This is a genomic window from Corynebacterium sp. MSK032, assembly GCF_030232065.1.
Taxonomy (GTDB): domain Bacteria; phylum Actinomycetota; class Actinomycetes; order Mycobacteriales; family Mycobacteriaceae; genus Corynebacterium; species Corynebacterium jeikeium_D.
The window spans coordinates 77,017-99,552 of sequence record NZ_JASPJR010000003.1; the positions used below are offsets into that span (position 1 = coordinate 77,017).

General features: G+C 59.8%; 22 protein-coding genes. 9 read left to right on the plus strand and 13 right to left on the minus strand.

The window, feature by feature from the left end:
- Positions 1–70 precede the first annotated feature (70 nt).
- Positions 71–574 (plus strand): NUDIX hydrolase, encoded by a 504-nt coding sequence (locus tag QP995_RS02585; RefSeq protein WP_284852879.1) that lies wholly within the window; start codon positions 71–73, stop codon positions 572–574.
- A gap of 116 nt (positions 575–690) precedes the next feature.
- On the opposite strand, the gene QP995_RS02590 is transcribed toward QP995_RS02585, so the two are convergent.
- The 3 genes from QP995_RS02590 to QP995_RS02600 form a co-directional block, all read right to left on the minus strand.
- Complete coding sequence (locus QP995_RS02590) at positions 691–1,008, minus strand: hypothetical protein (RefSeq protein ID WP_172620224.1); 318 nt, start codon at positions 1,006–1,008, stop codon at positions 691–693.
- A 42-nt stretch (positions 1,009–1,050) separates the two neighbouring features.
- A complete protein-coding gene (locus tag QP995_RS02595; RefSeq protein ID WP_016421518.1) occupies positions 1,051–1,614 on the minus strand; it encodes a MarR family winged helix-turn-helix transcriptional regulator in 564 nt (187 codons plus the stop codon).
- A 242-nt stretch (positions 1,615–1,856) separates the two neighbouring features.
- Entirely contained in the window at positions 1,857–2,654 is a 798-nt protein-coding gene (locus tag QP995_RS02600; RefSeq protein WP_038626705.1) for an exodeoxyribonuclease III, read from the minus strand.
- A 121-nt stretch (positions 2,655–2,775) separates the two neighbouring features.
- Here QP995_RS02600 and QP995_RS02605 point away from each other — a divergent pair, with 121 nt between their 5' ends.
- Positions 2,776–3,603, plus strand: a complete 828-nt coding sequence (locus QP995_RS02605; RefSeq protein ID WP_222865185.1) for an RDD family protein — start codon at positions 2,776–2,778, stop codon at positions 3,601–3,603.
- 46 nt (positions 3,604–3,649) lie between these two features.
- Here QP995_RS02605 and QP995_RS02610 read toward each other — a convergent pair whose 3' ends face one another.
- Together QP995_RS02610 and QP995_RS02615 are read right to left on the minus strand one after the other, a co-directional pair.
- Positions 3,650–4,822 carry an N-acetylglutamate synthase, CG3035 family gene (locus QP995_RS02610; protein ID WP_083308210.1) on the minus strand — a complete coding sequence of 391 codons (1,173 nt, stop codon included), beginning with the start codon at positions 4,820–4,822 and terminating at the stop codon, positions 3,650–3,652.
- A 3-nt stretch (positions 4,823–4,825) separates the two neighbouring features.
- Complete coding sequence (locus QP995_RS02615; protein WP_049169904.1) at positions 4,826–5,407, minus strand: peptide deformylase; 582 nt, start codon at positions 5,405–5,407, stop codon at positions 4,826–4,828.
- Positions 5,408–5,607: 200 nt separating this feature from the next.
- On the opposite strand from QP995_RS02615, the gene QP995_RS02620 reads away from it, so the two are divergent.
- The 4 genes from QP995_RS02620 to QP995_RS02635 all read left to right on the plus strand — a co-directional run bounded on the left by QP995_RS02620 (position 5,608) and on the right by QP995_RS02635 (position 8,941).
- A complete protein-coding gene (locus tag QP995_RS02620) occupies positions 5,608–5,955 on the plus strand; it encodes a DUF3263 domain-containing protein (RefSeq protein ID WP_070438246.1) in 348 nt (115 codons plus the stop codon).
- 42 nt (positions 5,956–5,997) lie between these two features.
- Positions 5,998–6,921, plus strand: coding sequence for a LytR C-terminal domain-containing protein (locus QP995_RS02625; RefSeq protein WP_257962895.1), 924 nt, complete (start codon positions 5,998–6,000; stop codon positions 6,919–6,921).
- Positions 6,922–7,142: 221 nt separating this feature from the next.
- A complete protein-coding gene (locus tag QP995_RS02630) occupies positions 7,143–7,700 on the plus strand; it encodes a hypothetical protein (protein WP_070549995.1) in 558 nt (185 codons plus the stop codon).
- 17 nt (positions 7,701–7,717) lie between these two features.
- Entirely contained in the window at positions 7,718–8,941 is a 1,224-nt protein-coding gene (locus QP995_RS02635) for a glutamate--cysteine ligase (RefSeq protein ID WP_069358946.1), read from the plus strand.
- 122 nt (positions 8,942–9,063) lie between these two features.
- On the opposite strand, the gene QP995_RS02640 is transcribed toward QP995_RS02635, so the two are convergent.
- From QP995_RS02640 to QP995_RS02665, 6 genes are read right to left on the minus strand one after another with little or no spacing between them, the layout of a single operon-like run.
- A complete protein-coding gene (locus QP995_RS02640) occupies positions 9,064–9,414 on the minus strand; it encodes a monovalent cation/H(+) antiporter subunit G (RefSeq protein WP_069358945.1) in 351 nt (116 codons plus the stop codon).
- Complete coding sequence (locus QP995_RS02645; RefSeq protein ID WP_069358944.1) at positions 9,411–9,821, minus strand: monovalent cation/H+ antiporter complex subunit F; 411 nt, start codon at positions 9,819–9,821, stop codon at positions 9,411–9,413. The genes QP995_RS02640 and QP995_RS02645 overlap by 4 nt, the downstream gene beginning before the upstream one ends.
- Positions 9,818–10,423: a Na+/H+ antiporter subunit E gene (locus tag QP995_RS02650; RefSeq protein ID WP_069358943.1), complete on the minus strand. Its 606-nt coding sequence runs from the start codon at positions 10,421–10,423 to the stop codon at positions 9,818–9,820. Before QP995_RS02650 ends, QP995_RS02645 begins: the two co-directional genes overlap by 4 nt.
- Complete coding sequence (locus tag QP995_RS02655; protein WP_126108205.1) at positions 10,420–12,126, minus strand: Na+/H+ antiporter subunit D; 1,707 nt, start codon at positions 12,124–12,126, stop codon at positions 10,420–10,422. Before QP995_RS02655 ends, QP995_RS02650 begins: the two co-directional genes overlap by 4 nt.
- Complete coding sequence (locus QP995_RS02660) at positions 12,116–12,631, minus strand: Na(+)/H(+) antiporter subunit C (protein WP_126108204.1); 516 nt, start codon at positions 12,629–12,631, stop codon at positions 12,116–12,118. Before QP995_RS02660 ends, QP995_RS02655 begins: the two co-directional genes overlap by 11 nt.
- Positions 12,628–15,807, minus strand: a complete 3,180-nt coding sequence (locus QP995_RS02665) for a Na+/H+ antiporter subunit A (RefSeq protein ID WP_126108275.1) — start codon at positions 15,805–15,807, stop codon at positions 12,628–12,630. The genes QP995_RS02660 and QP995_RS02665 overlap by 4 nt, the downstream gene beginning before the upstream one ends.
- 288 nt (positions 15,808–16,095) lie before the next feature.
- Between QP995_RS02665 and QP995_RS02670 the strand changes: the two genes are divergently transcribed.
- The 3 genes from QP995_RS02670 to QP995_RS02680 all read left to right on the plus strand — a co-directional run bounded on the left by QP995_RS02670 (position 16,096) and on the right by QP995_RS02680 (position 20,175).
- Complete coding sequence (locus tag QP995_RS02670; RefSeq protein WP_035006260.1) at positions 16,096–16,905, plus strand: metal ABC transporter ATP-binding protein; 810 nt, start codon at positions 16,096–16,098, stop codon at positions 16,903–16,905.
- Positions 16,902–18,668: a metal ABC transporter solute-binding protein, Zn/Mn family gene (locus tag QP995_RS02675; RefSeq protein WP_222865187.1), complete on the plus strand. Its 1,767-nt coding sequence runs from the start codon at positions 16,902–16,904 to the stop codon at positions 18,666–18,668. The genes QP995_RS02670 and QP995_RS02675 overlap by 4 nt, the downstream gene beginning before the upstream one ends.
- 295 nt (positions 18,669–18,963) lie before the next feature.
- On the plus strand, positions 18,964–20,175 hold the full coding sequence (locus QP995_RS02680) for an IS110 family RNA-guided transposase (protein WP_011273191.1): 1,212 nt from the start codon (positions 18,964–18,966) through the stop codon (positions 20,173–20,175).
- 151 nt (positions 20,176–20,326) lie between these two features.
- Here QP995_RS02680 and QP995_RS02685 read toward each other — a convergent pair whose 3' ends face one another.
- Positions 20,327–20,881 carry a 2-isopropylmalate synthase gene (locus QP995_RS02685; RefSeq protein WP_048731724.1) on the minus strand — a complete coding sequence of 185 codons (555 nt, stop codon included), beginning with the start codon at positions 20,879–20,881 and terminating at the stop codon, positions 20,327–20,329.
- Positions 20,882–21,120: 239 nt separating this feature from the next.
- The gene (locus tag QP995_RS02690; RefSeq protein WP_284852880.1) at positions 21,121–22,506 is read right to left on the minus strand and encodes a dipeptidase; all 1,386 of its coding nucleotides are present in this window, start codon (positions 22,504–22,506) and stop codon (positions 21,121–21,123) included.
- Positions 22,507–22,536: the final 30 nt, after the last annotated feature.

Sequence of the window (22,536 nt, forward strand, 5' to 3'; positions counted from 1 at the left end):
GTTCCTTGCAAATCTTAGTCGCTCGGGCTTGTGACGGAAAACACAAGGGTATCTGGCGTAGGGTGGAGACATGCTTCAGGATGGAAATGGTTGGGCAGCCGGCCCCAACGGTACGCGCTGCTGGGGACGCTTCGGAGCTGCAGGGCTGCTGATTGTGAGCCCTCAGCGCACGGCGCTTATGCAGTATCGAGCTGACTGGACATCGTTCCCCCTAACGTGGGGTGTTCCTGGTGGGGCTTGTGATTCTCATGAGACTCCCGAGGCGACCGCGCTGCGTGAAACGGCTGAGGAAACTGGGCTGCTGGAGCATCAGCTTCGCATCCTCGACACGCAGGTCACCACCGGGCCCTTCCCGGCCGATCCGGACCGCCCCGAGCTCGCCGGCGGCTGGAAGTACCACACGGTCTACGCACTAGCTGCCGAAGAGCTGGAGACGAATCCGAACGAAGAGTCTCTAGAGCTGCGCTGGATTCCGCTTGACGACGTCGACAGCCTCAATCTGCTGCCGCCTTTCGTGGAATCGTGGCCCCGGGTGCGCGCGCACCTCGAGAAATTGTTGGAGGCCCTTGGCTAGGTGGCTAAGGTCTGAGGTTAACACCGACCATTGAGGCTGCACGCTGAGATTTGGCACACCAAAGCCGCTCCCCGGCGCGACTTTTAAGTCGGGAGAGCGGCTTGTCTACTTGTTGCTTACTTGGAGTCGGCAACTGCTGCTGCGCCAGCAGCCAGCGCGGTGACGGTCAGGACGGACGGCCATGCGCCAATCTTCTTAGCCAGCGGGTGTGAGAGGCCGAAAGCGCCGAGGTAGGCGGCCACCAGACCAGTGGCTCCCAGGGCGCCGGTCTTTGCGTTCCAGGTGCGTGCTGCATATGCGCCGGCGGCGCCCAAGATGACGCCACCGAGCGGGCGAATGCCTGTTTCGCGAGCGGTGAGCCAGCCGCCGATGAGGCCGGTGGCCACCAATGGAGCGGTCTTTACGTCTTTTGCCTTCTTCAAAGTAATAGCCATGAGCATCATCGTACCTAGTAAGAAGGGTTTAGCGGCGCGCTTTTAGAACGGCTCCTGGCGGCGCTGGTGCTCCTCAACATAGCTTTCCGAGTGCTCCGCCAGCTTCAGCAGCGAAGGCAGTGCCTTAATTAGCGCACGCACGTCCTTTTGCGACATTGTCCGCACAATTTCGTACACCAGCGCACCCCAGTGGTCGATAAGCTGCTCCAGCAGGGTCTCGCCATCGCTGGAGACATAGAGGTTCTGCGCACGGCGATCCTTTGCATTGTTCTCGCGTTCAATCAGCCCGTTGTCGAGTAGGCGGCGGACTGTTGCCGAAACGTTGGACGGGCGCAGGAAACGCAGGCGTGCAATGTCGGATACGCCGCAGCCCGGGTGGGTCGAAATAAAGTGCAGTACTTCCATTTCCGACTGGGAAATGTCCATCCTGGCATTCGGGCGCTCACCGAGGCGGCGAGTCGACGCAAGGAAGTCATACAGGCCGATGGAAATCTTCTGCACGCTTTCGCGCAGGGATTCATCGGACTCAGTTGAGTCATCCGCGGTGGGGAAGCCGCTCGCTGGCTCCGGGGTAGTGGTGCGCTGAGGGGAGCGTGCAGAAGTCATGATCTTCCTTCCCGACGTAATGAATTGATGTTCTGAATAAACACCTTATATCGTCGAAATAACTTTCTGTGGTGAAAATTTGTAGATTGAACAAAAAGTTAGACTCATAAGTGTTGTGCGGGTGCTTTATCGCCCATTTCTGCCCCTGATTTTAGGGGCTGGCAGCAAAGACTCCGCTTTACGACGGCCCCAGCGACACCCCCTAGTAGGAACTAGGCCTACGCGCTTTTCCGCCCGTTTATCTACACTTCGTAATCCACAATCACCGGAGCATGGTCGGATGCGCCTTTGCCCTGACGCTCTTCGATGTCGATGAATCCGGCGGACGCCTTTGCCGCGAGGTCGGGGGAGGCGAGCTGGAAGTCGATGCGCATGCCCTCATCCTTGAAAAAGCGGCCAGCCTTGTAATCCCAGTAGGTCCACTGGTTTGGGGTGAATTGGCGAGTTACTTCCTTCATGCCCGCCTGCTCCAGCGCATAGAAAGCTGCGCGTTCAGGCGGTGTGACGTGTGTTTTCCCTGCGAAGGCTGCCATTGACCAGACATCGCCGTCGGTCGGGGCAATGTTGAAGTCGCCGCCCATCATGAAGGTGGCCTCCGGGTCGTCGTCAAGCGTGGCGATGATGTGCTGACGGAGCCGCTCCAGAAATTCGAGCTTGTACTCGAAGTGCGGGTCGGTGATGTCGCGGCCGTTCGGGATGTAGAGGCTATGGACGCGCACGCCACCGCAGGTAGCGGCGATATGGCGGGCCTCCAATGCGGGAGTTGCGTCGGGGTCCTTGTTGAAACCCGGCTGACCGGGGAACTCTGCCTGGATGTCCTCAAGGCCGACGCGGGAGATGATGGCAACGCCATTCCACTGATTCAGGCCGTGGTGGGCGACTTGGTATCCCAGCTCTTCAAAAGCAGCGGTGGGGAATTGGTCGTCCTTGCACTTGGTTTCCTGGACGGCCAGGACATCAATGTCATTCCGGCGCAGCATTTCCACCATTCGGTCGAGGCGAGTTCGAGCCGAATTGACGTTCCAGACACAGATTCGCATATCAACGATTGTAAAAGGGGAACGAAACGGCGGCCTCATGCGTTGAACAAAGCAGTGACAAAATAGGCGGACAAAAACGGATAAGGTGGGCGGAAGCCCGGTAGGAAAGGGAGTTTCGAGGTTGGCTAACTGGGACGATCGCCGTTACGGCGGCGAGTACAGTCCGACGGATTACCTGGGTAGTAGTGGCAGGAACGCTTATCGGGAACACGACGCATATGCGGCGTACGATGCGGCAATGCCGTATCAGGAAGTGCCATATCCGGTAGCAAACATTCCGGTCGGCTATGAAAGCGGGTACCCCGCTAGCTATGGGGTGTCTTCCTTCGGTGAGCTCAGTGCTAATCCCAAAGTCGCGCCGCTGACCGCTCAAATGGCAGTACACCTGGGCTTTGACCCCAATCTGGCCAATGGCTCAGTGGCACGTCGTGGTGGTGCGCTGTTGGTGGATTCTGTCATCTACACTGCATTGATTGCCTCCATTGCAGTTCTCACTAGCATCGTGGGGACATCGGACAGCGGCGTAATGGTGATGCTGATCAGCCTCTTCCTCGGTCCCGGTGGTTTTTACCTCTACCGCGTGGCGGGGGACTCCATCTTCGACGGGTCGCCGGGTAAACACGCCATGGGCATGAAAATCGAAGGTGCACACGGGATGCCAGTCTCAGCCCGCGATGGTTTTGTGCGCAATGCCTGGATTCTGCCGTCGATGATTCCGGTCGCCGGTTGGTTTGTCTCTGCGGGCCTGGCCGGCTGGATTGCAATGGCTGCCTCACGCGATCCGCTGGGGAGAGGTCGTCATGAACTCTCGGTCCACACCCGTGTGGTGGAAAAGCCGGAGACGCGCGAGCTGCCGCGTGGGCAGCGCCGCATGGGCAATCGCATGGGTAGCAAAGAGCAGCAGGGCAAGCAGCTGAAGCGGATTAAAAGGGTTAAGCGCGGGAAGTAGGGCAATCAGGGCGAGCAGCGCAGGGCCGAAACGTAACCCCCGGCCCCTAAGCCCCTGTCAGCTCCGCGTAGCGGTGCCGGTGGTGCTCGGTAAAACCGAGTGTCCGGTACAGCGCAATGCCAGCCTCATTTGAGCCCAATACCTGCAGATATGCAGAATCTGCCCCGTGTTGTGTGCCCCAGTGCATCATGTGAATTCCCAGTAGGGTGCCAAGTCCTCGGCGGCGCATATCGGCTGCGACTTCCACAGCGGAGAACCCGAGCCACACACGGCCGTCGTCCGATTCGGTCAGCGTGCCGCGCGTAATGGCTACCGTGCGTATGCCTTCAGGCGCATTGTTGTCAGGCACTTGCAGGCGTCCGAAGCACATGCGGCCATCAATTTCATTGCGCAGAAGCTGTAGTGCATGCTCGGGCAGCGTGGTACCGCGGAAATGGTAGAGCCCCAGCCAGTCGTCGTCAGGTTGATCAGCGATATCCACCTGCACGTCTGCAAGCTCGACGCTGTGCTCATCGAGCACCTGTTCGGCGCTGTGCTCATCAAGCACCTGTTCGGCGCTGTGCGATTCAGCTGCCAATTCAGCAGGCGGCAAATCCCCATCGAGCGAGCGCGTCATAACCACAATGTCCGGCCCGACCGTCCACTCCGGCCCCGCGACCAGCGCCTGTGCAGGTTTGGCGATTCTATCCGGAATCGCAATCCGCACCGGCAAATCGTGGGAATCGTAAAACGACTTAATCTTCTCCAACGGCACCGGCTGAGTGCTGGCTCCGGGTTCGAGCGGCAGCGCGGAGTTGGAACGCTCCGTAATGCCATCGCCGGCTCGCAGCAGCCAGCCCGACTCCACCACATGCGCGATACCCGGGAAGGCCTTCGCTGTCGCAGTTTCCACGGCGCGAATATCCGAATTGCGCACCGGATGATCCGGCAGGGCCTTCACAATCAAAATGTGCTTATCGCTAAAGTCCACCGCTGCCACGGATTCGTCGGCACGCACGCCAGCATGAACCTGCGGACGCACGACGAACGGATCCATGCTGAGCACATGCCCAATGACGTCCGTAGTCTTCTTGCCGCTGGCCAGCGCCTCTTCATCGGTCAGCGCACGCCGCACAATGACACGACGTCCCACCGTCACTTCACCGACGCCCCAGCGGGAAATCGGTAGCTTCTGTGCTGCATTTTCGCTTGCCGACGACTCCAATTGCCTATCCGCCACGATTTAATCCTCGTGGCCGAACGGATCGGGATCCACGCCCGGCATCCAGGTCAGGCCGCCCTCGGTCCAACCGGCACGCTTGATTTCCTTCTTGGCCATGCGCTTCCAGCGGCCCGTGAGACAGTCGGTGTAAAGGAACCCATCCAGATGGCCGACCTCGTGCTGCATGCATCGGGCGAGGAAACCGGTGGCCTCGATGCGGACCTCTTCGCCGTTTTCATCCAGGCCGGTGACGACAGCCTTCTCCGCGCGGTTGGTGGGGAAGGACAGGCCGGGTACAGAGAGGCAGCCTTCGTCATCGGAACCGTCGTCGTTAGGCATGGTCTTCGGGATTTCACTGGTGGTCAGCACCGGATTGATGACGCAGCCGCGGTGCCAGACGTCGTCATCATCGGGACAGTTGTAGACGAACAGACGCTTGCCGACGCCCACCTGGTTGGCAGCCAGCCCCACACCGTGGGCGCGGTCCATAGTTTCGTACATGTCCTCGATGAGCTCACGCAGCTCGGAGATGTCCTCGGTCACCGGCTGGGTAGGAGTGTGGAGAACGGGGTCTCCGGCAATCACAATGGGACGGATAGTCATGTCGCTGATTCTACTCGGCGTCCATCTTTTCTAAATCGCCTGGTGATGTCAGGGGTCTTGGAGACGTTGGGCGATGTCGGAAGTGGTATGTAGGGCTGGGTGGCTGAGCCTTACTATGTATCTTCACTAAGTATCTGCATAAGCAGTGTCGTGCAGAATAGAAAATCAGGGCGACTGAGAAGGAAAGCGGGGTGCAGAAAATGGTGAGCAAGAAGCCCATAGGCGGCAGCCACGAACCTGAGACTGAGCTGCGGCCTGACTCATCCGAGCATCTCGGACTCGCGGGCGATATCGGCGGCATTGAGCCCATTTTGGCGCAGAAGATGCTGGATTTTGAGAAGGAATGGCTGAAAGTTGCCCGCCGTGGGCCGCGTATGGCCGGTGCGCGGCAGGAGGCAATTCGGCGTCGCTTTGCCGAGGACTTCGGCAACAACACAATCCGTTACCACCAGGTACTTTCGCGACTTCTCGATTCTCCGGCAGCCGAAGCGGCCGAACCCGTGTTGGTTCATCGGCTGCGCGCCGTGCGAGACAACCAAGACGCATAAGGTTCAAGTTTCACTTCACGGTTCGGCGGCAGAACATATAGGATGTGGGATGTGTCTGACCAACTAAACCCTCAGAATTCGCCGCGTCCGGGCCGTCATCGACTCGATGACGACTTCGACGACTTCGATGAGTACAGCGATTACGCGGAGGCTCCCGCCGCTGGCGGCGCCCATGCGTACTCCGAGCCGTCGGATGCTCAACACACAGCGCCAAAATCTGCGGCTCCCGCCGCTGGTGCAGCTGCTGCTGGTGCCACCGCCGCCTCGACCGGTGCCAGCGCTGGGGCTGCTAGCAATTCCGCAGCTGCTGATGGCGTTGATGACGGCGACATCGGCGACGGTGCCGGTGATGGCCGCTACATGCGCGTTCTCGCTATCGTGCTGCTCGCTATCGGCGTGTGCCTGGTCGCCTACGGTGCCTATGCACTCAGCACACGTGGCGACGATGCTGAGAACACCGGCCAGAATGACACCTCGGCATCCGCTCCGGCTGACTCTGGTGCGCCTGCTGCCTCGGCCAACGGCAGTGATCCGGCAAAGGATGGTGCTGCTGGAGATGGTGACGGCGAGGTTCCGCCGCCGCCACCGGCAAATGAGCCAGGCAAACCGGTTCCTCCCGCTGAGAATCCGCCGGCACAGGATGAGGCCAACGAAGCGCCCCAGATTGACCGCAAGACTGTCAAGGTCAGTGTCCTGAATAACTCTGAGGTCGTGGGCCTCGCCGATGACCTGTCCAAGCAGATGGGCGAGCAGGGCTGGGGCGCCGGCGAGACCGGCAATGCGCCTGAAGAGAAGATGGGTGTGTGGGAGAAGACCACCGTCTACTTCGACCCGAGGAACGAAGAGGAAAAGGCCGCCGCTGAGCAGATCGCGCACGACAACGGTTGGGAAGCCGCACCTCGCGATGACCGCCTCCGGGACGCGCCGGCGGGAATCGTCGTGGTCGCCACTGACCCGGCTCACTAGACTCCCGGCCCACCAGGCTTTGGTCTCTCACTAAGGTTTGCGGTCTAAGTCTCAAAACCTGCCGCCGTGGTGCGAAGCCCCATAGCTTCCCAAGCCCCGCGTAAGCCACACATTTCATGGCTTAGGCGGGGCTTTTGCATATTTTGCAGTCTCAAACAGATCACGGCTGAAAAAGGGGTACTAGTATTCTGCTAGTAGCCAGTGAGGTCTGTGAGGTTTTTATGTTCGCCGTAATGCGTCGTCGCGTTGCTGTCGCCACCGCGTTGGGTTGTGCTGCAACACTGTTGGTTTCCTGCTCAGGGGTTGAATCCAGCAGTGACAAAGACGGGAACGCGGACGCGTCGTCAAGCACTGCGCCAGTGAGCGTAGATCCGGCTGCACCGAAGCTGACCGAGCGAGTCAGCGCCTATAACTTCATCCGCACAAACGACGACGGATCAATGAAAATGCTGGCAACTGTACAGGTCATGAGTGCCAAGGGGTGGATGGGTCTTTCCGACGAAAAAGGTCAGTTCACTACCTTGGATAAGGGTAAGTACACAGTGCAGGCGCGCGGTGCATCTGGCTGCAGTGGCATAGGCAGTCCCGCAGCTGAGGGGTTAGGTGTCATCGGCGAAGTGCACGTCGATGACAAACGGAATGCAGATGTCTGGAACGTTCCGTCCAAGGTGGATGAAGACAGTTTCACCACAGTTGCGCTTGTCGATTCCAACGGTGACCTTGCCTCCTGCGCAAAAACCGTCACCTGGACGGAGCCAACTGAGGAAAACGACTCCTAGTGTGAAAAAATAGCGGTATGACTGAGCAATTTTCCGGATCGGCGCAGCCATCTCTGGGAGTGGAATGGGAAGTGGCGTTCGTTGACCGACGAACGCGCGACACCGCCCCCGCTGCCGCCGAGGTGCTCGACATCATCGATGCGGAGCATCCCGGACATGGGCTCCAGCGCGAGTTCCTCGCCAACACTGTAGAGCTCGTCACCGGTGTGCACATGAACGTGCCCGATGCCGTAGCGGAGCTCCAAAGCCAGCTGGATATGGTTCTCGACGCCGCTGACCGCGTTGGGGTGGATGTGTGGTCATCGGGCTCGCATCCGTTCGCCCGCGGTACTGCTCAGCAGGTCAGTGCCAAGGGGCACTACTCCGAAATCATCAACCGCACTCAGTGGTGGGGGAACCAGATGATTATCTGGGGAGTCCACGTCCACGTAGGCATTAAAGACTCCGAACGCGTTTGGCCGATTATTCAGGCTCTGGCAACGAAGCTGCCGCACATGTTGGCGCTGTCTGCCTCCTCACCGGCCTGGAACGGCGAGGACATGGGTTACGCTTCCAACCGAAGCCTGCTCTACCAGCAGCTTCCCACCGCGGGTCAGCCGCCGGCGATTTACACGTGGCCCGAGTGGGAGTCCTACATGCACGACCAGTCCCGCTCCGGCGTCATCAATCACACCGGCTCGATGCACTTGGACATTCGCCCGGCATCAAAGTACGGCACCATTGAGATTCGTGTCGCTGACGCTACCTCTAACCTGCAGGAACTCGCCGCTATCGTGGCATTGACGCACTGCCTGACGGTTTACTACGACCGCATGTGGGAGGCTGGCGAGGAACTACCGTCACTGCAGTCCTGGCACATCGCCGAAAACAAGTGGCGCGCCGCTCGCTACGGGATGGACGCGTTGGTCATCGTCAATCGCGATACCGACGAGCGGTGGGTTCGCGATGAACTCCGTGAGCTTGTGGTTCAGCTCGCCCCGCTTGCCGACGAACTGGGCTGCCGAGCCGAACTGGAATTCGTCAACAACATCGTGGAAATGGGCGCGGCATACGAGCGTCAGCGCACTGTGGCGGATGCGGCCGGGGCGCTGCCTTCCATGGCTACCGAGGACGACGTACGAGCGAACGAAGAGCGCATTGGCCACACCCCGTGGCGGGCCGCTGTGGATCTTGCAGTGCAGGAACTGCGCGCCGGGCATCCGATAGCGCCTGCAGATTTCCACGAGCAGGTGAGCGACTAGCCGTCGTTAAGCGGTGTGTGCCTAGACAAAAATAGTGACTAGGCTTATAGCACTTTTGAGGTGCATAAACCTAGTCACTTTGTCATAAACCCAGTCAGTGACTTAAGGCCATTGTCCTCTCGTTATTCCCGGCTGTCATCGCGGGCCACGCTGTCCTCGTCGACGAGCCTCTCCTTGAACGCCTCGTGGCCAACGCGGTTACTAACAATCGGCGATGTACCCAGAGCAAACAGGATAATCAGGGTCAACAGAGCCAAGTCACTGCTAGTAGTTGTGTGAGCTGACGCGTGCGTGGCGACGTGTACAAGCGAGCCCGACAGCGTCAAAATTAGCCCCAGTGTTTGTGGCTTGGAGGATGCGTGCATCCGACTGATGGTGTCGCGGAAGCGTATCAATCCCACGGACGCTGCAACGCACAGTAGCATTCCGGTGAGAATCAGTGTGATGGCGATAATGTCTGCCACGAGAATCATTTGGATTCTCCCTTCGCTGTTTTCGGAGCCGTTGTCGGTGTTGCCTTAGGCGCCGCTTTCTGTGCGGTTTTCTTTGTGGCGACCTTTCCGGTTGCTTTCGTCGCACCCTTCCGGGAGCTCTTTGCGGGCTGCTTTCCGTCATCCGGAACACGGAACTTGGCGACCGCCAGCGAAGACAGGAAACCGAGCAGCGCAATGATGAGCATTGGGTAGACCACCGAAGTGTCCAAGCTCCAGGCCATGAACGCAGCGAGCATGCCCTGCAGCATTGCAGTCGTCGACTCCAGCGCCACCAGGCGGTCCAGCGAGTTTGGACCGGCAATCATGTGCCCGAGGGTAATCATCACCGCAATGAAATAGCCTGCGGCAGCCACTCCGAGCAGAGTGTTAAAAACTTCCGGGTTCATCGGCTACTCCTTTCGCTGCTCTTGTCACTGCTCACCTGGTTGTCACTTGGCACCGACTTGGTCGGTTGCTCGTTGACATCGCGGTTTTCAAACGCCCGAATAACCCGACGCTCGATTCGAGTCAGCTGGTTGATTTGCTCGGCTACCTTGCTCGTCGACGACGCGTCGAGAATGTGCATGGTCAGCGTCTTTTCCCGCTTGTCGATGTCCACGATGATTCCGCCCGGCTGCAAGTTAATCAGTGCCATTGCAGTCGTGAGCGAAATATCGTCATTGGTGCGCATAGGGACCTTGATGATGGCCGTCGGTGGTGGATCAGCTCGTCGGATGGCCAGCCAGGAGACACTGATTGAGGCCTTCACAAAGTCGATTGTCCAGGAACCGAACAGTCGCACCATGCCACCGAAGTTGATGTCCAGCGCGCTGTTTGGCGGGATAGGCATGGCGAGGTTGAGCAACGTGGCTACCAGGATTCCCGAAAGCACATTGGCAAATGTCACTTCGCCCCACAGCATGACCCAAATAATCAGCGTGAACAGGAACAACAGGATTGAAATACGCGGTGGTCGTTTTGCGGCCACCCTGGCGCGAGCTTTACTCATGAGCTTTCACCTGCTCCTTCCAACGTGCTGGTGGCATGTTCGGTCACCGGGTCCGACTCCCACGGGCTCTTGGTGCGGCCTGGGTTCTTCAGCTGCTCCAGTCCCTTGTCATCGGCCGAGTCGATACCGAGAACTGCCGCGCGGTACTCATCGACATTCGCGACATTGCTTGCCGCTGAGGTCGCCACATTGGACAGTGGACCGGCCAAAACAGTGACGCCCACGGAGGCAATCACCAGCAGGGCCGTCGGCATCACCATGCCGAGTGGCATCCTGCCGACGTCGTCACGCTCTGAGATAGCAACCATCTGAGTTTTTTCCCGAAGTGTGGCTGGGTGTGCCAGCACGGTGTCGCCCTCGGGGGCATCGGAACGGTCGCGCCAGAATGCCTTCGACCAGACGAGAATCATGGTGTAGAGAGTCAGCAGGCTGGTGATGATAGATCCCGCAACCAGGATCCACGCGGTGGCGGATCCGTTGTGCGCACCGGCCTCAATCAGCATGACCTTGCCCAGGAAGCCCGAGAACGGCGGGATACCACCGAGGTTGAGCGCGGGGACCAGGTATAGCAGCGCCAGCAGCGGCGACGACTTGGCCAGACCGCCCAGACTGCGCAGGGAGGACGAGCCCGCCTGGCGTTCGATAAGCCCGACCACCAGGAACAGCGCCGTCTGCACCAGAATGTGGTGGACGATGTAGAAGATGGCGCCGCCGAGGCCCAGCGTATTGCCGACGGCAATACCGAAGATCATGTAACCGATATGGGACACCAGCGTAAATGACAAGAGACGTTTGATGTCATTTTGGGCCATGGCACCGAGAATGCCCATGAGCATTGTCGCCAGGCCGGCCCACATCAGGACGTCGTCAAGCCTGCCGTCGGGGAAAACGACACTGCGCGTGCGGATGATTGCGTAGACACCCACCTTCGTCAGCAGACCCGCGAAGACCGCGGTGACCATCGACGGTGCGGTGGGGTAGGAGTCCGGCAGCCATGCCGACAGCGGGAACACCGCCGCTTTCACTGCGAAGGCGACGAGCAGCACTGCGAAGATTGCGGTGCGGGTGCCGTCGGGGATGGCTTCCATGCGCAGGGAAATGTGCGCGAAGTTCACCGTGCCGACCGCCTGATAAACCAGGCCAATCGCCAGCAGGAACACCATCGAGGACAGCATGTTGACCATCACATACGACACGCCTGCGCGAATTCGTGACGACGATGCCCCCAAGGTGAGCAGCACGTAGGAGGCTACGAGCAGAACCTCGAAACCGACATACATGTTGAACAGGTCGCCAGCCAGGAAGGCCATTGAGACACCCATGTTGAGCAGCATGTACGTCGGAACGAAGACGGAGATGGGCTCGTCTTCATCGCCATCGCTAATGCCCTGGCCGATGCCGAACCACATCACGGCGAAGAGGACGAGCTGCGAGACAGTAATCATCAACACTGCGAGGTTGTCGGCCACGAGTGTGATGCCGATTGGTGCGTCCCAGCCGCCAACCTGGACCGTGTGGATGCCGTGGGCATAAATCAGGTACACCAAGGCGCTGGCGACTCCCAGCAGGCTGCCGAGTGAAAACAGCGCGATCGCCTGCTGTGCTTTGGGAAAACGTGCCAGCAGCAGAGCAATTGCGGCGGTGGCGGCGGGGACGATGATAGGCAGCGGAATGAGTGCCAGAATTAGTTGCTCAGTCATCATCGTCGTCACCTCCTGGGGTGTTTGATGGTGGGGTCACGGGCTTTTCGAAACTGACCGGACCGAAGTTATCTCCGGCCTCCGTGGGACGACCGGTGGTGGGGTCGTCGGACTTGTCGTGATCCGGAGCAGCCGACGGGTCGCTGGCGCGACGCAGTGCCAGGTTGCGGTCCTCGTGGTCATCCTGCACGTGATCGCCGATGTGGTAGCGGTGCTGGCGATAGAGCAGAGCCAACAGGAAGGCGGTCATGCCCATAGAGATAACAATCGCGGTGAGGATAAAGGCCTGGGGCAGCGAGTCCGCCTGAGCATCGCTGACTAGCGATTCCCTATCCCAAATCGGTGGGCGCCCCGGCGAACCAGAGCCAAGCAGGATGAGCAGGTTGATACCGTTGCCCATCAGCAACAGTCCCATGAGCATCCTGGTCAACGAACGATCGAGGAACAGGTACACCCCGGCGGCGATCAGCGTGCCGACAGTAGCCAGCAGAACAAAATTGAGAATCACTGGTGAGTGTCCTTTCCTTCGGTCCTAGCTGGGGTGGTCGGTTGTGATGCCTCTGACTCGGTGGTGTTGGTCGCAGTCCGTGCATCTGCCGCTGTTTTGGCGCCTGCAGTCTTGGCACTTGCAGGCTTGGCACCGGTTGGCTTCGCACTTGCAGTCTTGGCGCCTGCGGACTTAACACCTGCGGGCTTAGCCGCCGCCAACTTGCTACGCAGCTGGCGGGACTGGCCGAGTGCGGCTCGATTCACACGACGTGAACGATCACGCTCAGCGCGAAGGTTTATCTGAGCATCGATGCCGCCGCCCAAACTGCGCAGGATGTAGACAATCGTGCCAACGACAATCATGTACACACCCAGGTCAAAGAGCATAGGGGAGACAACGGTGACGTCGCCGAGCAGCGGAATTTCCCGCGAGCCGTACCAGGAAGTCAGCGGAGCCCAACCCACGAACAGTGGCCATACGGCGCTAAGAGCCGACACCAGCAGACCGCCGCCGAGAAGTACCTCGGTAGGAATTGGCAGAGTTGCTGCCAGTTCACGATGCCCACCGATGAGATAACGCATGGTCAGTGCCAGCGCAGCCACGAGGCCACCTGCGAAGCCACCACCGACATCGTTGTGGCCGGCGAAGAAGAGGTAGATGGAAACCACCATCATGGCGGGGAAGAGCGCGCGCGATGCCACCAGAACCATGATTGGGTAGCGCAACCGCTCGGCTTCACCGGACTCATCGATGGTGTTCAACCAGCGGGTGTTGCGGCGAGCACGATTCCGCTGTGGCTTAATCTTTGAGCGCATGTGCATCGTGTGCGTGCGGAATACCAGCGAGGTAATCCCCAGCGCCACCATCACCAGCACGGTGATTTCACCGAAGGTATCCCAGGCGCGGATATCGACAAGAAGTACGTTGACCGCATTCTGGCCGTGCCCAATGTCGTGAGCCAGCGGCGGAATGTCGCCGGAGATTGGCTCAGTACGACGGGAGCCCATAGCGTAGGCGGCCAACACTGGGACAGTGACACCGACTGCGATGGCCAGCCATGCACGGTGTCGTATCCACCTCGGATTTGATGCCGGTGCCCGCGGCGAGAGCGTGCGCAGCACCAACACGAAAACAATCATTGAGACCGTCTCAACCAGCAGCTGCGTCAGAGCCAAATCAGGTGCACCGTACATGGCGAAGATAATGGCCAAGCCGTAGCCGGTCACACCTACCAGGATGACACCGGAGAGCCTGTTTTTCTGTTGGGTGGCGGCCAAAGCCGCGATGATCATAATCAACGCGACCGCGCCCTGCGGTGCAGAGTCCCACAGTTCCATCCGGAGCTCATCACGCTCACCGAGCAACAAGGCACCGATGGACAGCACGATGAGGGTCAGCAAAATGACCGCCTCATTCAACGGAAGGGAACCACGCTGGGTCGCAGCAGTGGCACGGAGAGAAAGACGGCGGGCCAAGTCCAGGATGCCGTCGTAAAGCGCATCGGCACTACCGAGAGCCGGCTGTTCAAACTGTAGCTGACGCACCAGTTTGCGCTGCCAGTGCATGATGCCACCTGTGATCAGAATTGTGGCTGTCAGCGCCAGAGGAAGGGTGAAACCGTGCCAGAGAGCCAGGTGCGATTCTGCTTCCGCATTCGGGTAGGCATTGGTGAGGTAGGGCGAGATAGTCGAGTCGAGGACGCGGGGAACCAGGCCGAAAACCAAACCTGCCAGCGCCAACAGCCAAGCCGGGCCAATCTGATCCCACGTCGGGGAATCCATCTCTGCCACGGCAGGGGAAGTGCCACCGCCGCTGGCGTGGGTGCTGGACTTGGTCGCAAACGCGGCGCGCAGCAGGTACAGCGAGTACGCTACGGTCAGAATCGAACCCACGACGAGGCCAATGGTGGTAAACACCGACGGCATCCCATGCAGCGGATCAGCATTGAGCGTGGCCTCCAGCGCAGCTTCCTTGGCGACGAAGCCGAAGAACGGCGGCACACCCATCATCGATGCAGCGGCGAGAATCGAAATCACCAGCAACTGCGGCGACTTTCTACCGAGCCCAGAGAGCTCACGGATATCGCGCGTACCAGTCAGCCTGTCAATTGTGCCCGCGACCATAAACAGCGCGGCCTTGAACATGGCATGGCCGAGCGTCAGTGCCAGGGCTGCCAGCATCGTCGCACGCGTGCCTATCGACGCGACTGTGATGATGAATCCCAACTGGCTGACAGTGCCATACGCCATAATCAGCTTGAGATCCTTCTGGCGCAGGGCCATCCAGCCGGCCATGATCATGGTCAAGAGGCCGAGCGGGATGATGATTGGCTGCCACGCGTTGGTGTCATTGAAGGTCGGCGCGAGCCGGGCAACCAGGAACACACCGGCTTTGACCATCGCTGCCGAATGCAGGAAGGAAGAAACCGGGGTAGGGGCGGCCATTGCACCGGGTAGCCAGAAGTGGAAGGGCGCGATAGCGGACTTCGACAGCGCACCAACGACCAGCAGGATTGCGGCCGTGGATACTGCCGTGGAGTCCAGCTGTGCCGCTGTCAGAGCGCCAGGCGCGGTGAGTTCGGAGAAGTTCCAGAAACCGGTGGTCACTCCCATCAGAACGATACCGACCAGCATGATGAGGCCACCCAGCGTCGTGACCAGGAGCGCCTGGCCTGCTGCGCGACGGGAGGAGGCGCGCTCGGCGTAGTAGCCCACCAGGAGGAAGGACAGAACCGAGGTAATTTCCCAGAAGACGAACATCAGCATGATGCTGTCGCTGATGACCAGGCCGTACATCGCCGCAGCGAAGGCGATCATTTGGGCTGCGAAGGAACCTACGCGGCGACGTTTGCCGAGTGGCGGGTTGATGAAGTAACCGGAGCAGTACACCAGTACGAGAAAGCCGATGGTCAAAACCAGCGTGCCGAAGAGCGATTCAATAGGACCTAATCGCAGGTTTACATCCAAGTGGATAATGGGCATCCACGAAAAATGCGTGACGGCGGGTTGCGTGAGTGCGGAAGTTTCCCCGTTGCCATTGTCTAGAGCTAAGCGAACGAGATGGGTGCCGGTGTAGATGGCACCGCCTGCCAGCGGGAGGCTGAGTACGAGGAACCCGCGGGTTCCGAGCCACTTAATCGTCCATGGTGCAAGCGCTGCCGTAACGAACAGGATGCACAGGAGAGAAGTCACTATTCCATAATGATTGGAACACGCCAGTTCATGCAACCCCGTTTTAGGGACTTAAGCATTTGAAGCGGTGTTAACCGAGTGTGTGAAAACGGTCAATTGTTTCTGGGAAAGTGAAAATTTGGGGGTGAGTTGTGGGGGGGGCGGAAGTTGGGCATTTTTTGGGGCTTGAGCGGCTGACTGCTCAAGCCCCAAATCAGTGCCATTACTGCCCCCCCCCCAACACCACCCCACCCCAAAGGTCAATACATTGAACTTGGTGATTCATTGAACTGACCACTATTCTTGGCTGCCATGAGTATTAGCGTCCAGAACTTGAGCGTGAGCTACGGCGCGAACACCGCGATTCGGAACATCAGCTTCACCCTCGACTCCCCCGGCATGCACGGCATCATCGGCCCCAACGGCTCAGGCAAATCCACCCTCATGAAGGCGATGCTCCAGATCCTGGACAAACACAACGTCCACGGCACAGGCCCCACCGGCGCCCCTGCCGGCTACCCCGTCACCCTCGACGGCAAGGCCCCCGCCGAGCAGCGCCGCGCAATCGCTTATATCGAGCAGCGCTCTGACCTCGACCGCAACTTCCCCACCAGCGTCTTCGACACCGTCCTGATGGGCACTTACCCGCGCCTGGGTCTTTTCCACCGCCCCGGCAAGGCCGAACGCGAAGCAGCCACCCAGGCTCTCAAGGACGTCGACATGTGGGACTTTCGCCACCGCCACATCAGCGAACTCTCGGGCGGACAGTTCCAGCGCGTCCTCTTTGCCCGCGCCATCGTCCAGGACGCGGAGTACATCTTCCTGGACGAGCCCTTCGTCGGCATCGACGTCCCCAGCGAGAAGACGATCGTGACCCTGCTGCGGCAGATGGCGGACGCGGGCAAGCACGTCGTCGTCGTGCACCACGACATGAACACGGTGCGCGGCTACTACAACGACCTCATCGTCCTCAACGGCGAGCTCGTCGCGGCGGGTCCCACCGAGGAGGTCTTCGTCCCCGACGTGCTGCAGAAGGCCTTCGGCGCGCTCGTCATCCGCGAGCCGTCAGCACCAGCCCACCCCACGCCACGGCAGGCAGCCCTCCAGGAGGAGACAGCATGATCGCGGAGTTCCTCGACTCACTACTCAGCCACGGCTACCTGCAAAAAGCGCTGATCACCTCGGTGATCGTGGGCGTGGCCTGCGGCATCGTCGGCAGCTTCATCGTGCTGCGCGGCATGGCCCTGATCGGCGACGCCATCTCGCACGCCGTACTACCGGGGGTCGCGGCCTCCTACCTGCTCGGCACGAACCTCTTCCTCGGGGCGGTGGTCGCGGGTCTACTCGCCACACTGGCGATCGGGCTGATCAGCGAACGCTCCACTGTGAAGAACGATTCGGCGATCGGCATCGTCTTTTCCACCTTCTTCGCGATCGGCGTGCTGCTCATGGCGAAAGCGCAGACGGCGACGGATCTGACGGAGATCCTCTTCGGCAACGTCCTGACCGTTCAGGACGCCGACCGCAACCTCTCGATCGGTATTGCCGCTGCCGTGCTGATTCTCACGCTGGTCTTTTACAAGGAGCTCAAGCTCAGCACCTTCGACCCCGTCATGGCGCAGTCGGCTGGCGTGCCCGTGCGGGCAATCCACTACGGGCTGATGGTGGTGCTCACGCTGGTGACGGTCATTTCCCTGCAGACGGTGGGCGTGATCCTGGTGGTCTCCCTGCTGATCACTCCGGCGTCGGCGGCGTACCTGCTGACGAACCGGCTGGGAGTGATGATCGGGCTTTCAGTGGCGATCTCGGCGCTCAGCTCCGTAGTGGGGCTGTTCCTGAGCTATAGCTACAACGTGTCCTCCGGCGTGACGATCGTGCTGACCGCCAGCGCGCTGTTCCTGCTGGCTTTCCTCTTCGCGCCAGGCAAGGGACTGATTGCTCGCTCGCTGGGCAATAAGCCACTGGCCGCGCTGTTGGCCCTCCTGGTGGGCGGTGCCCTCGTGTTCGGGGCCGTGACCTTCTCGACGGAGGAGAAGGCAGACGGTGAGCAGCTGAACGTCGTCACCACCTTCACGCTGCTGGCGGACCTGGTGGAGGAGATCGGCGGCGAGGCGGTGGACGTCCATAACCTCGTGCCGACCGGCACGGACCCGCACGACTACGACCCCCTGCCCGCGGACCTGGATGCGACGAGCGACGCCGACCTGCTGTTCTACAACGGGCTGAACCTCGAGGGCGGTGAGCACGGCTGGCTCGCGAAACTGAAAAACACCGCGGGCCTGGACGATTCCCAGATGGTCGAGGCCACCAAGGGCGTGGAACCGAAGTACCTCAAGGACGAAAAGGGCAATCAGGAGATCAACCCGCACGCCTTCCTGGACCCGACCGTCGGCATCGCGATGGCCGAGAACGTGACCGCGGCGCTGGCCGAGGCCCTGCCCGAGCGTGCCGAGCACATCGAGGAGAAGGGGGCGGAGTACAAGGCCATGCTGGAGAGCATCGACGCCGACTACCGCGAGCAGATCGGTGCGCTGCCGAAGGAGGATCGTGTGCTCGTGGCCAGTGAACATGCCTTCCAATACATGGTCGACACCTACGGCATGGAGCAGCTGTATATCTGGCAGATCGACACGGATGAAAACGGCTCCCCCGCGCAGATCGGACACCTCGTGCGCCAGCTGAAGGACAAGCGCCCGAAGCACCTGTTCGTGGAGTCGAACGTGGATACGCGCCCCATGAAGACCGTCTCGAAGGAGGCCGGGATTCCGATCTTCGACGAGCCACTGCACTCCGATGAGCTCGGCAAGCCGGGCACGGTCGCGGGAACCTACGAGGATTTCCTGCGCAGCAACTTGAAGACCATGATCGCGGGGCTGAAGCGCTAAAACGCGAATGCTCGAGGCCCACATGCGTTGGGCTTCCCCGGTCGCATTCCCGTTACCTTGTGAGTGTCCCCGATAATGGGGATAGTCGCTGGTCCCGGTATGGCTTACCTGCCCTGTAGTTTCCATAATCCGGGGGGGGGGTGTTGCCGCCGGGTGCCAGGACTTTCGATGACAGCTGATAGGGACACGGCCAGTTTTAAACTAGGTCTCTTTGTAACGTGGGTGCTTGCAACGAAGGTCATGACACCAGCGACTGGAACAACGCCATACCCATCTCGTTTTCTAGGAGCTCATCATGTCTCCGGAGCATTCCATCGACATATTCCTTGGGTTAGACGTCGGCAAATCTGAACACCACGCCTGCGCCTTAGACCGTGATGGCAACAAGGTCTTCGACAAACCGTTGCCTCAACTCGAATCCGAACTAGCAGGCGTTTTTCACCAGCTTCAGAAGCTTGGCACCGTGCTCGTGATCGTCGACCAACCCAACACCATCGGCGCACTACCGATTGCTGTAGCCCGGGACTGCGGTTGCGAAGTCGGATACCTGCCAGGTCTTGCGATGCGCAAAGCTGCAGATCTCTATCCGGGACGTGCAAAAACAGACAAACGCGACGCATTCATCATCGCCGACACCGCCCGCACAATGCCCCACACGCTACGTGCCGTCGACCGCAATGATGAGGTACTCTCCGCCCTAAAGATGCTGTCCGGCTTCGATGATGACATCGCCCGCGATTGCACTCGCACTGTCAATCGGCTTCGCAGTGTCCTCACCCAGATCTACCCCAGCCTGGAACGAGTTTTTGCTGGTAGCACCCTGACTCGCACGCCGATCCTGGAATTATTGATCCATTACAAGGGACCGCAGGGGCTAAAAAGAGCCGGATACCAACGAGTGTTGAACTGGATGATCAAGCGCACACGTAAAGACCCCACCCCGCTGGTAGACGACATTTTTACAGCGCTGAAAGCTCAAACAGTCACCGTGCCTGGAAGCGATGCCGCCGAGTTAGTAATTCCTCAACTGGCTGCAAACATCCAGGCCCTCAAAGAGCAACGAAACACCATTGCTGAGCAGGTTGAAGAGATGCTCGCTGATTTCCCTCTTTGTGAGGTCTTGATGAGTATGCCCGGAGTCGGCATCAAGACCGCAGCGCAGATCCTTCTTGCGATCGGTGATGGCTCCGACTTCGCTAGTGCTGGCCACTTAGCTGCTTATGCTGGAATAGCACCCGTGACTAGACGATCCGGTTCGTCGATCAGAGGTGAATTCCCGGCACGGTCAGGCAATAAACGACTGAAAAACGCCTTGTTCTACTCCGCATTCGCAGTTATCCGCAGCCACGAACCGTCACGGCGGTATTACGAACGCAAACGCGCTGAAGGAAAACGCCACAACGCAGCAGTCATCTGCCTGGCACGACGCCGATGCAATGTCATCTACGCGATGCTGAAAAACAAGGAGTTCTTCCGCGAAATCCCGCCACGCCCCGTCGCCGCATAAAGCCCCAAAGACGAAGCCGACCAGCACACGCTGGCCGGCTCCTAGGCACGCCTAAGAAACTACTCCCAAGACTGTGCTCGTCAACATCGGTCTGGCACTTGACAAAAACATAGGGACACCCCCCGTTTACTAAACGAGCAGCATCCGCGTCCTACCCATGCAGGCGGTTAGCAGCGCAGACCAAAGCGGAGAGCACGGAAGCCTCCGGAGTCTGGCCGAAGCCCATGGTCCACACATGGTCATTGTTGTGACCTGCATAGACAAAGGTAGCGGTAGCTTCGAAGATTTCGAACTGGTGGAATTCCACGATTTCCACGCGGTAACCTGCATCAGCCAGCAGATTAGTGCAAGCCGACACCGGCCCCATAGCGGTAATCTCCTGGGTGAAGGTGTGGGTGTGGTCGTCCTTGTCGGTCAGTGTTAAGTCAGCGTTGAAATTCCAGCGCCCCAGGGTGCCGCGGGTTGCCTCGAAATTCTTGATCTGAACCGGGCCGCTCGTGGGGGAGTAGGTGTCCTTGAACTTCTGCCAGTTCATGCCACGAGCTTCTTGCCTTAAGCCTCGAGGCAGGCGATGTCCGAATCGAGCCCTAAATGGATCGTCGGAATAAGTTCGCACATTGCCGTCGTCCTGGTGCTCCAACGAAGGGCGCTTGCCCGTGAACGTCGTCGAAGTGGACATGTTCTTCTGGGTGCGAGTGGGAAACATTCTTTTCTGGTCCTTTGCTTAGTTGCTTTTGCTGTGAGTGGCGGACCAACCAAGTGCTTTGAGAAGTTGCGGCCAGAGACCCCGTGTGGAGGGGTCAGTCCTGTCGGCCTCCACCGGGGTTCGTAGCCTTCGCTACTCGAATAAGAATGTTCTGCTGCATGGGTGGAACCTTACTACAGGTAAAAGATGTGACACAAGTCATTCAATCAATATCTTTGGTGGATTCTTTGCTGTCCCCGTTAAATTCCGTTGACAGAGGCCAGGAAAACCGCCTCGCCAATAGCGATGTCGCGAATCTCGTTCGGGTCGACCGATTCATCAGCCGAGTGAATGCGGGCCTGTGGCTCTTCCACACCGTAGAGTGCGATGTCAGCACCTGGTACGGCCTCCAGCAAAGTGGCGCACAGCGGAATCGAGGCTCCCTCGCCCATGCTTGCCGTCTCCTTGCCGTAGGCGGCCGACAGGCTGTCGGCAACCAGCTGCACAACCTTGCCCTCAACATTGGCCCGGAATGGGTTCGCTAGCTCGTCGCGCTCGACCGTCACCTTCACGCCCCACGGAGCATGCGCGCGCAGGTGATTCTCCAGTGCCTCCTGTGCTTCGGCCGGGTCGACGCCGCTTGGGATGCGGAAGTTGATGTGCGCCATAGCAGTCGATGAAATTGCGTTGACAGCATTGGTCGCTGGTGGGCAGTCGATTCCGGTCACAATCACAGACGGGCGAGCCCAGGTCAGGTCAGAGACGGAAGCGTCCTCGTTGCTAATTAGGTCCACGCCGTCGAGTACACCTGCGTCGGCGCGGAAAGTCTCTGGCGCGTAGTCCAGCCCCTCCCAGCGCTGCGAGCAGTCCAGGCCGTCAATAGAGGTAAAGCCATTTTCATCGCGCAGGCTGTCGAGCATACGAATCAACGCCGCCAGTGCATCCGGAGCTGCGCCGCCGAACATGCCCGAGTGCACCGGCTGCTCCAGCGCATCGACGCGAACTTCCACATCGGCGGTGCCGCGCAGGGTGGTCACGAGTGTCGGCTGGCCAACCTCGGCATTGCCGACATCCGCAATGAGGATGACGTCGGCGTTGAAAAGCTCCGGCTGCGTGGCGATGAGGTTGTTCAGGCCCGCCGATCCGCGCTCCTCGGAGCCTTCCACGATGAGCTTGATGTTTGGCATGTCGACGCGGCCCGCAAGCGCGTCGTCACGCAGCGCGCGCAGCGCAGCTAGGTGCATGACCACGTTGCCCTTGCAGTCGGCGGTGCCACGGCCGTACCAGCGACCGTCGCGCTCGTCGAGCGTCCATGGATCTGCGGTCCAGGCGGATTCGTCGCCCGCCGGCTGAACGTCGTAATGGGAGTAGAGCAGTACGGTCTTCGCGCTTTCCGACGACCCGGGGACGAAACCCGACAGTGCAATCGAGCCGTCGACGGTGTGGTGCGCCTCCAGTTCGATGCCCAGCTCTGCGTACATGTCGGTAACCGCCTTAACTGCGTCAATGCAGGCCTGCTTGGTTTCTTCGGTGCCGTGTACGGAGGGGAAGGCCACCAGCTCGGTCAGCTGGGTGCGGATGGTCTCGCGTTGGCTGGAGATGTGGTCTCGCAGGGTCTCCGTGAGTTCCTTATTAATAATGCTCATGTGCGACAGTGTAGGCGCACAACCATGATG

Bases quoted from the DNA above. Each gene is read 5' to 3' on its own strand.
- QP995_RS02585 (WP_284852879.1), top strand. From the start codon at position 71: ATGCTTCAGGATGGAAATGGTTGGGCAGCCGGCCCCAACGGTACGCGC.
- QP995_RS02590 (WP_172620224.1), bottom strand. From the start codon at position 1,008: ATGGCTATTACTTTGAAGAAGGCAAAAGACGTAAAGACCGCTCCATTG.
- QP995_RS02595 (WP_016421518.1), bottom strand. From the start codon at position 1,614: ATGACTTCTGCACGCTCCCCTCAGCGCACCACTACCCCGGAGCCAGCG.
- QP995_RS02600 (WP_038626705.1), bottom strand. From the start codon at position 2,654: ATGCGAATCTGTGTCTGGAACGTCAATTCGGCTCGAACTCGCCTCGAC.
- QP995_RS02615 (WP_049169904.1), bottom strand. From the start codon at position 5,407: ATGACTATCCGTCCCATTGTGATTGCCGGAGACCCCGTTCTCCACACT.
- QP995_RS02620 (WP_070438246.1), top strand. From the start codon at position 5,608: ATGGTGAGCAAGAAGCCCATAGGCGGCAGCCACGAACCTGAGACTGAG.
- QP995_RS02625 (WP_257962895.1), top strand. From the start codon at position 5,998: ATGTGGGATGTGTCTGACCAACTAAACCCTCAGAATTCGCCGCGTCCG.
- QP995_RS02630 (WP_070549995.1), top strand. From the start codon at position 7,143: ATGTTCGCCGTAATGCGTCGTCGCGTTGCTGTCGCCACCGCGTTGGGT.
- QP995_RS02635 (WP_069358946.1), top strand. From the start codon at position 7,718: ATGACTGAGCAATTTTCCGGATCGGCGCAGCCATCTCTGGGAGTGGAA.
- QP995_RS02640 (WP_069358945.1), bottom strand. From the start codon at position 9,414: ATGATTCTCGTGGCAGACATTATCGCCATCACACTGATTCTCACCGGA.
- QP995_RS02645 (WP_069358944.1), bottom strand. From the start codon at position 9,821: ATGAACCCGGAAGTTTTTAACACTCTGCTCGGAGTGGCTGCCGCAGGC.
- QP995_RS02650 (WP_069358943.1), bottom strand. From the start codon at position 10,423: ATGAGTAAAGCTCGCGCCAGGGTGGCCGCAAAACGACCACCGCGTATT.
- QP995_RS02655 (WP_126108205.1), bottom strand. From the start codon at position 12,126: ATGATGACTGAGCAACTAATTCTGGCACTCATTCCGCTGCCTATCATC.
- QP995_RS02670 (WP_035006260.1), top strand. From the start codon at position 16,096: ATGAGTATTAGCGTCCAGAACTTGAGCGTGAGCTACGGCGCGAACACC.
- QP995_RS02675 (WP_222865187.1), top strand. From the start codon at position 16,902: ATGATCGCGGAGTTCCTCGACTCACTACTCAGCCACGGCTACCTGCAA.
- QP995_RS02680 (WP_011273191.1), top strand. From the start codon at position 18,964: ATGTCTCCGGAGCATTCCATCGACATATTCCTTGGGTTAGACGTCGGC.
- QP995_RS02685 (WP_048731724.1), bottom strand. From the start codon at position 20,881: ATGTTTCCCACTCGCACCCAGAAGAACATGTCCACTTCGACGACGTTC.
- QP995_RS02690 (WP_284852880.1), bottom strand. From the start codon at position 22,506: ATGAGCATTATTAATAAGGAACTCACGGAGACCCTGCGAGACCACATC.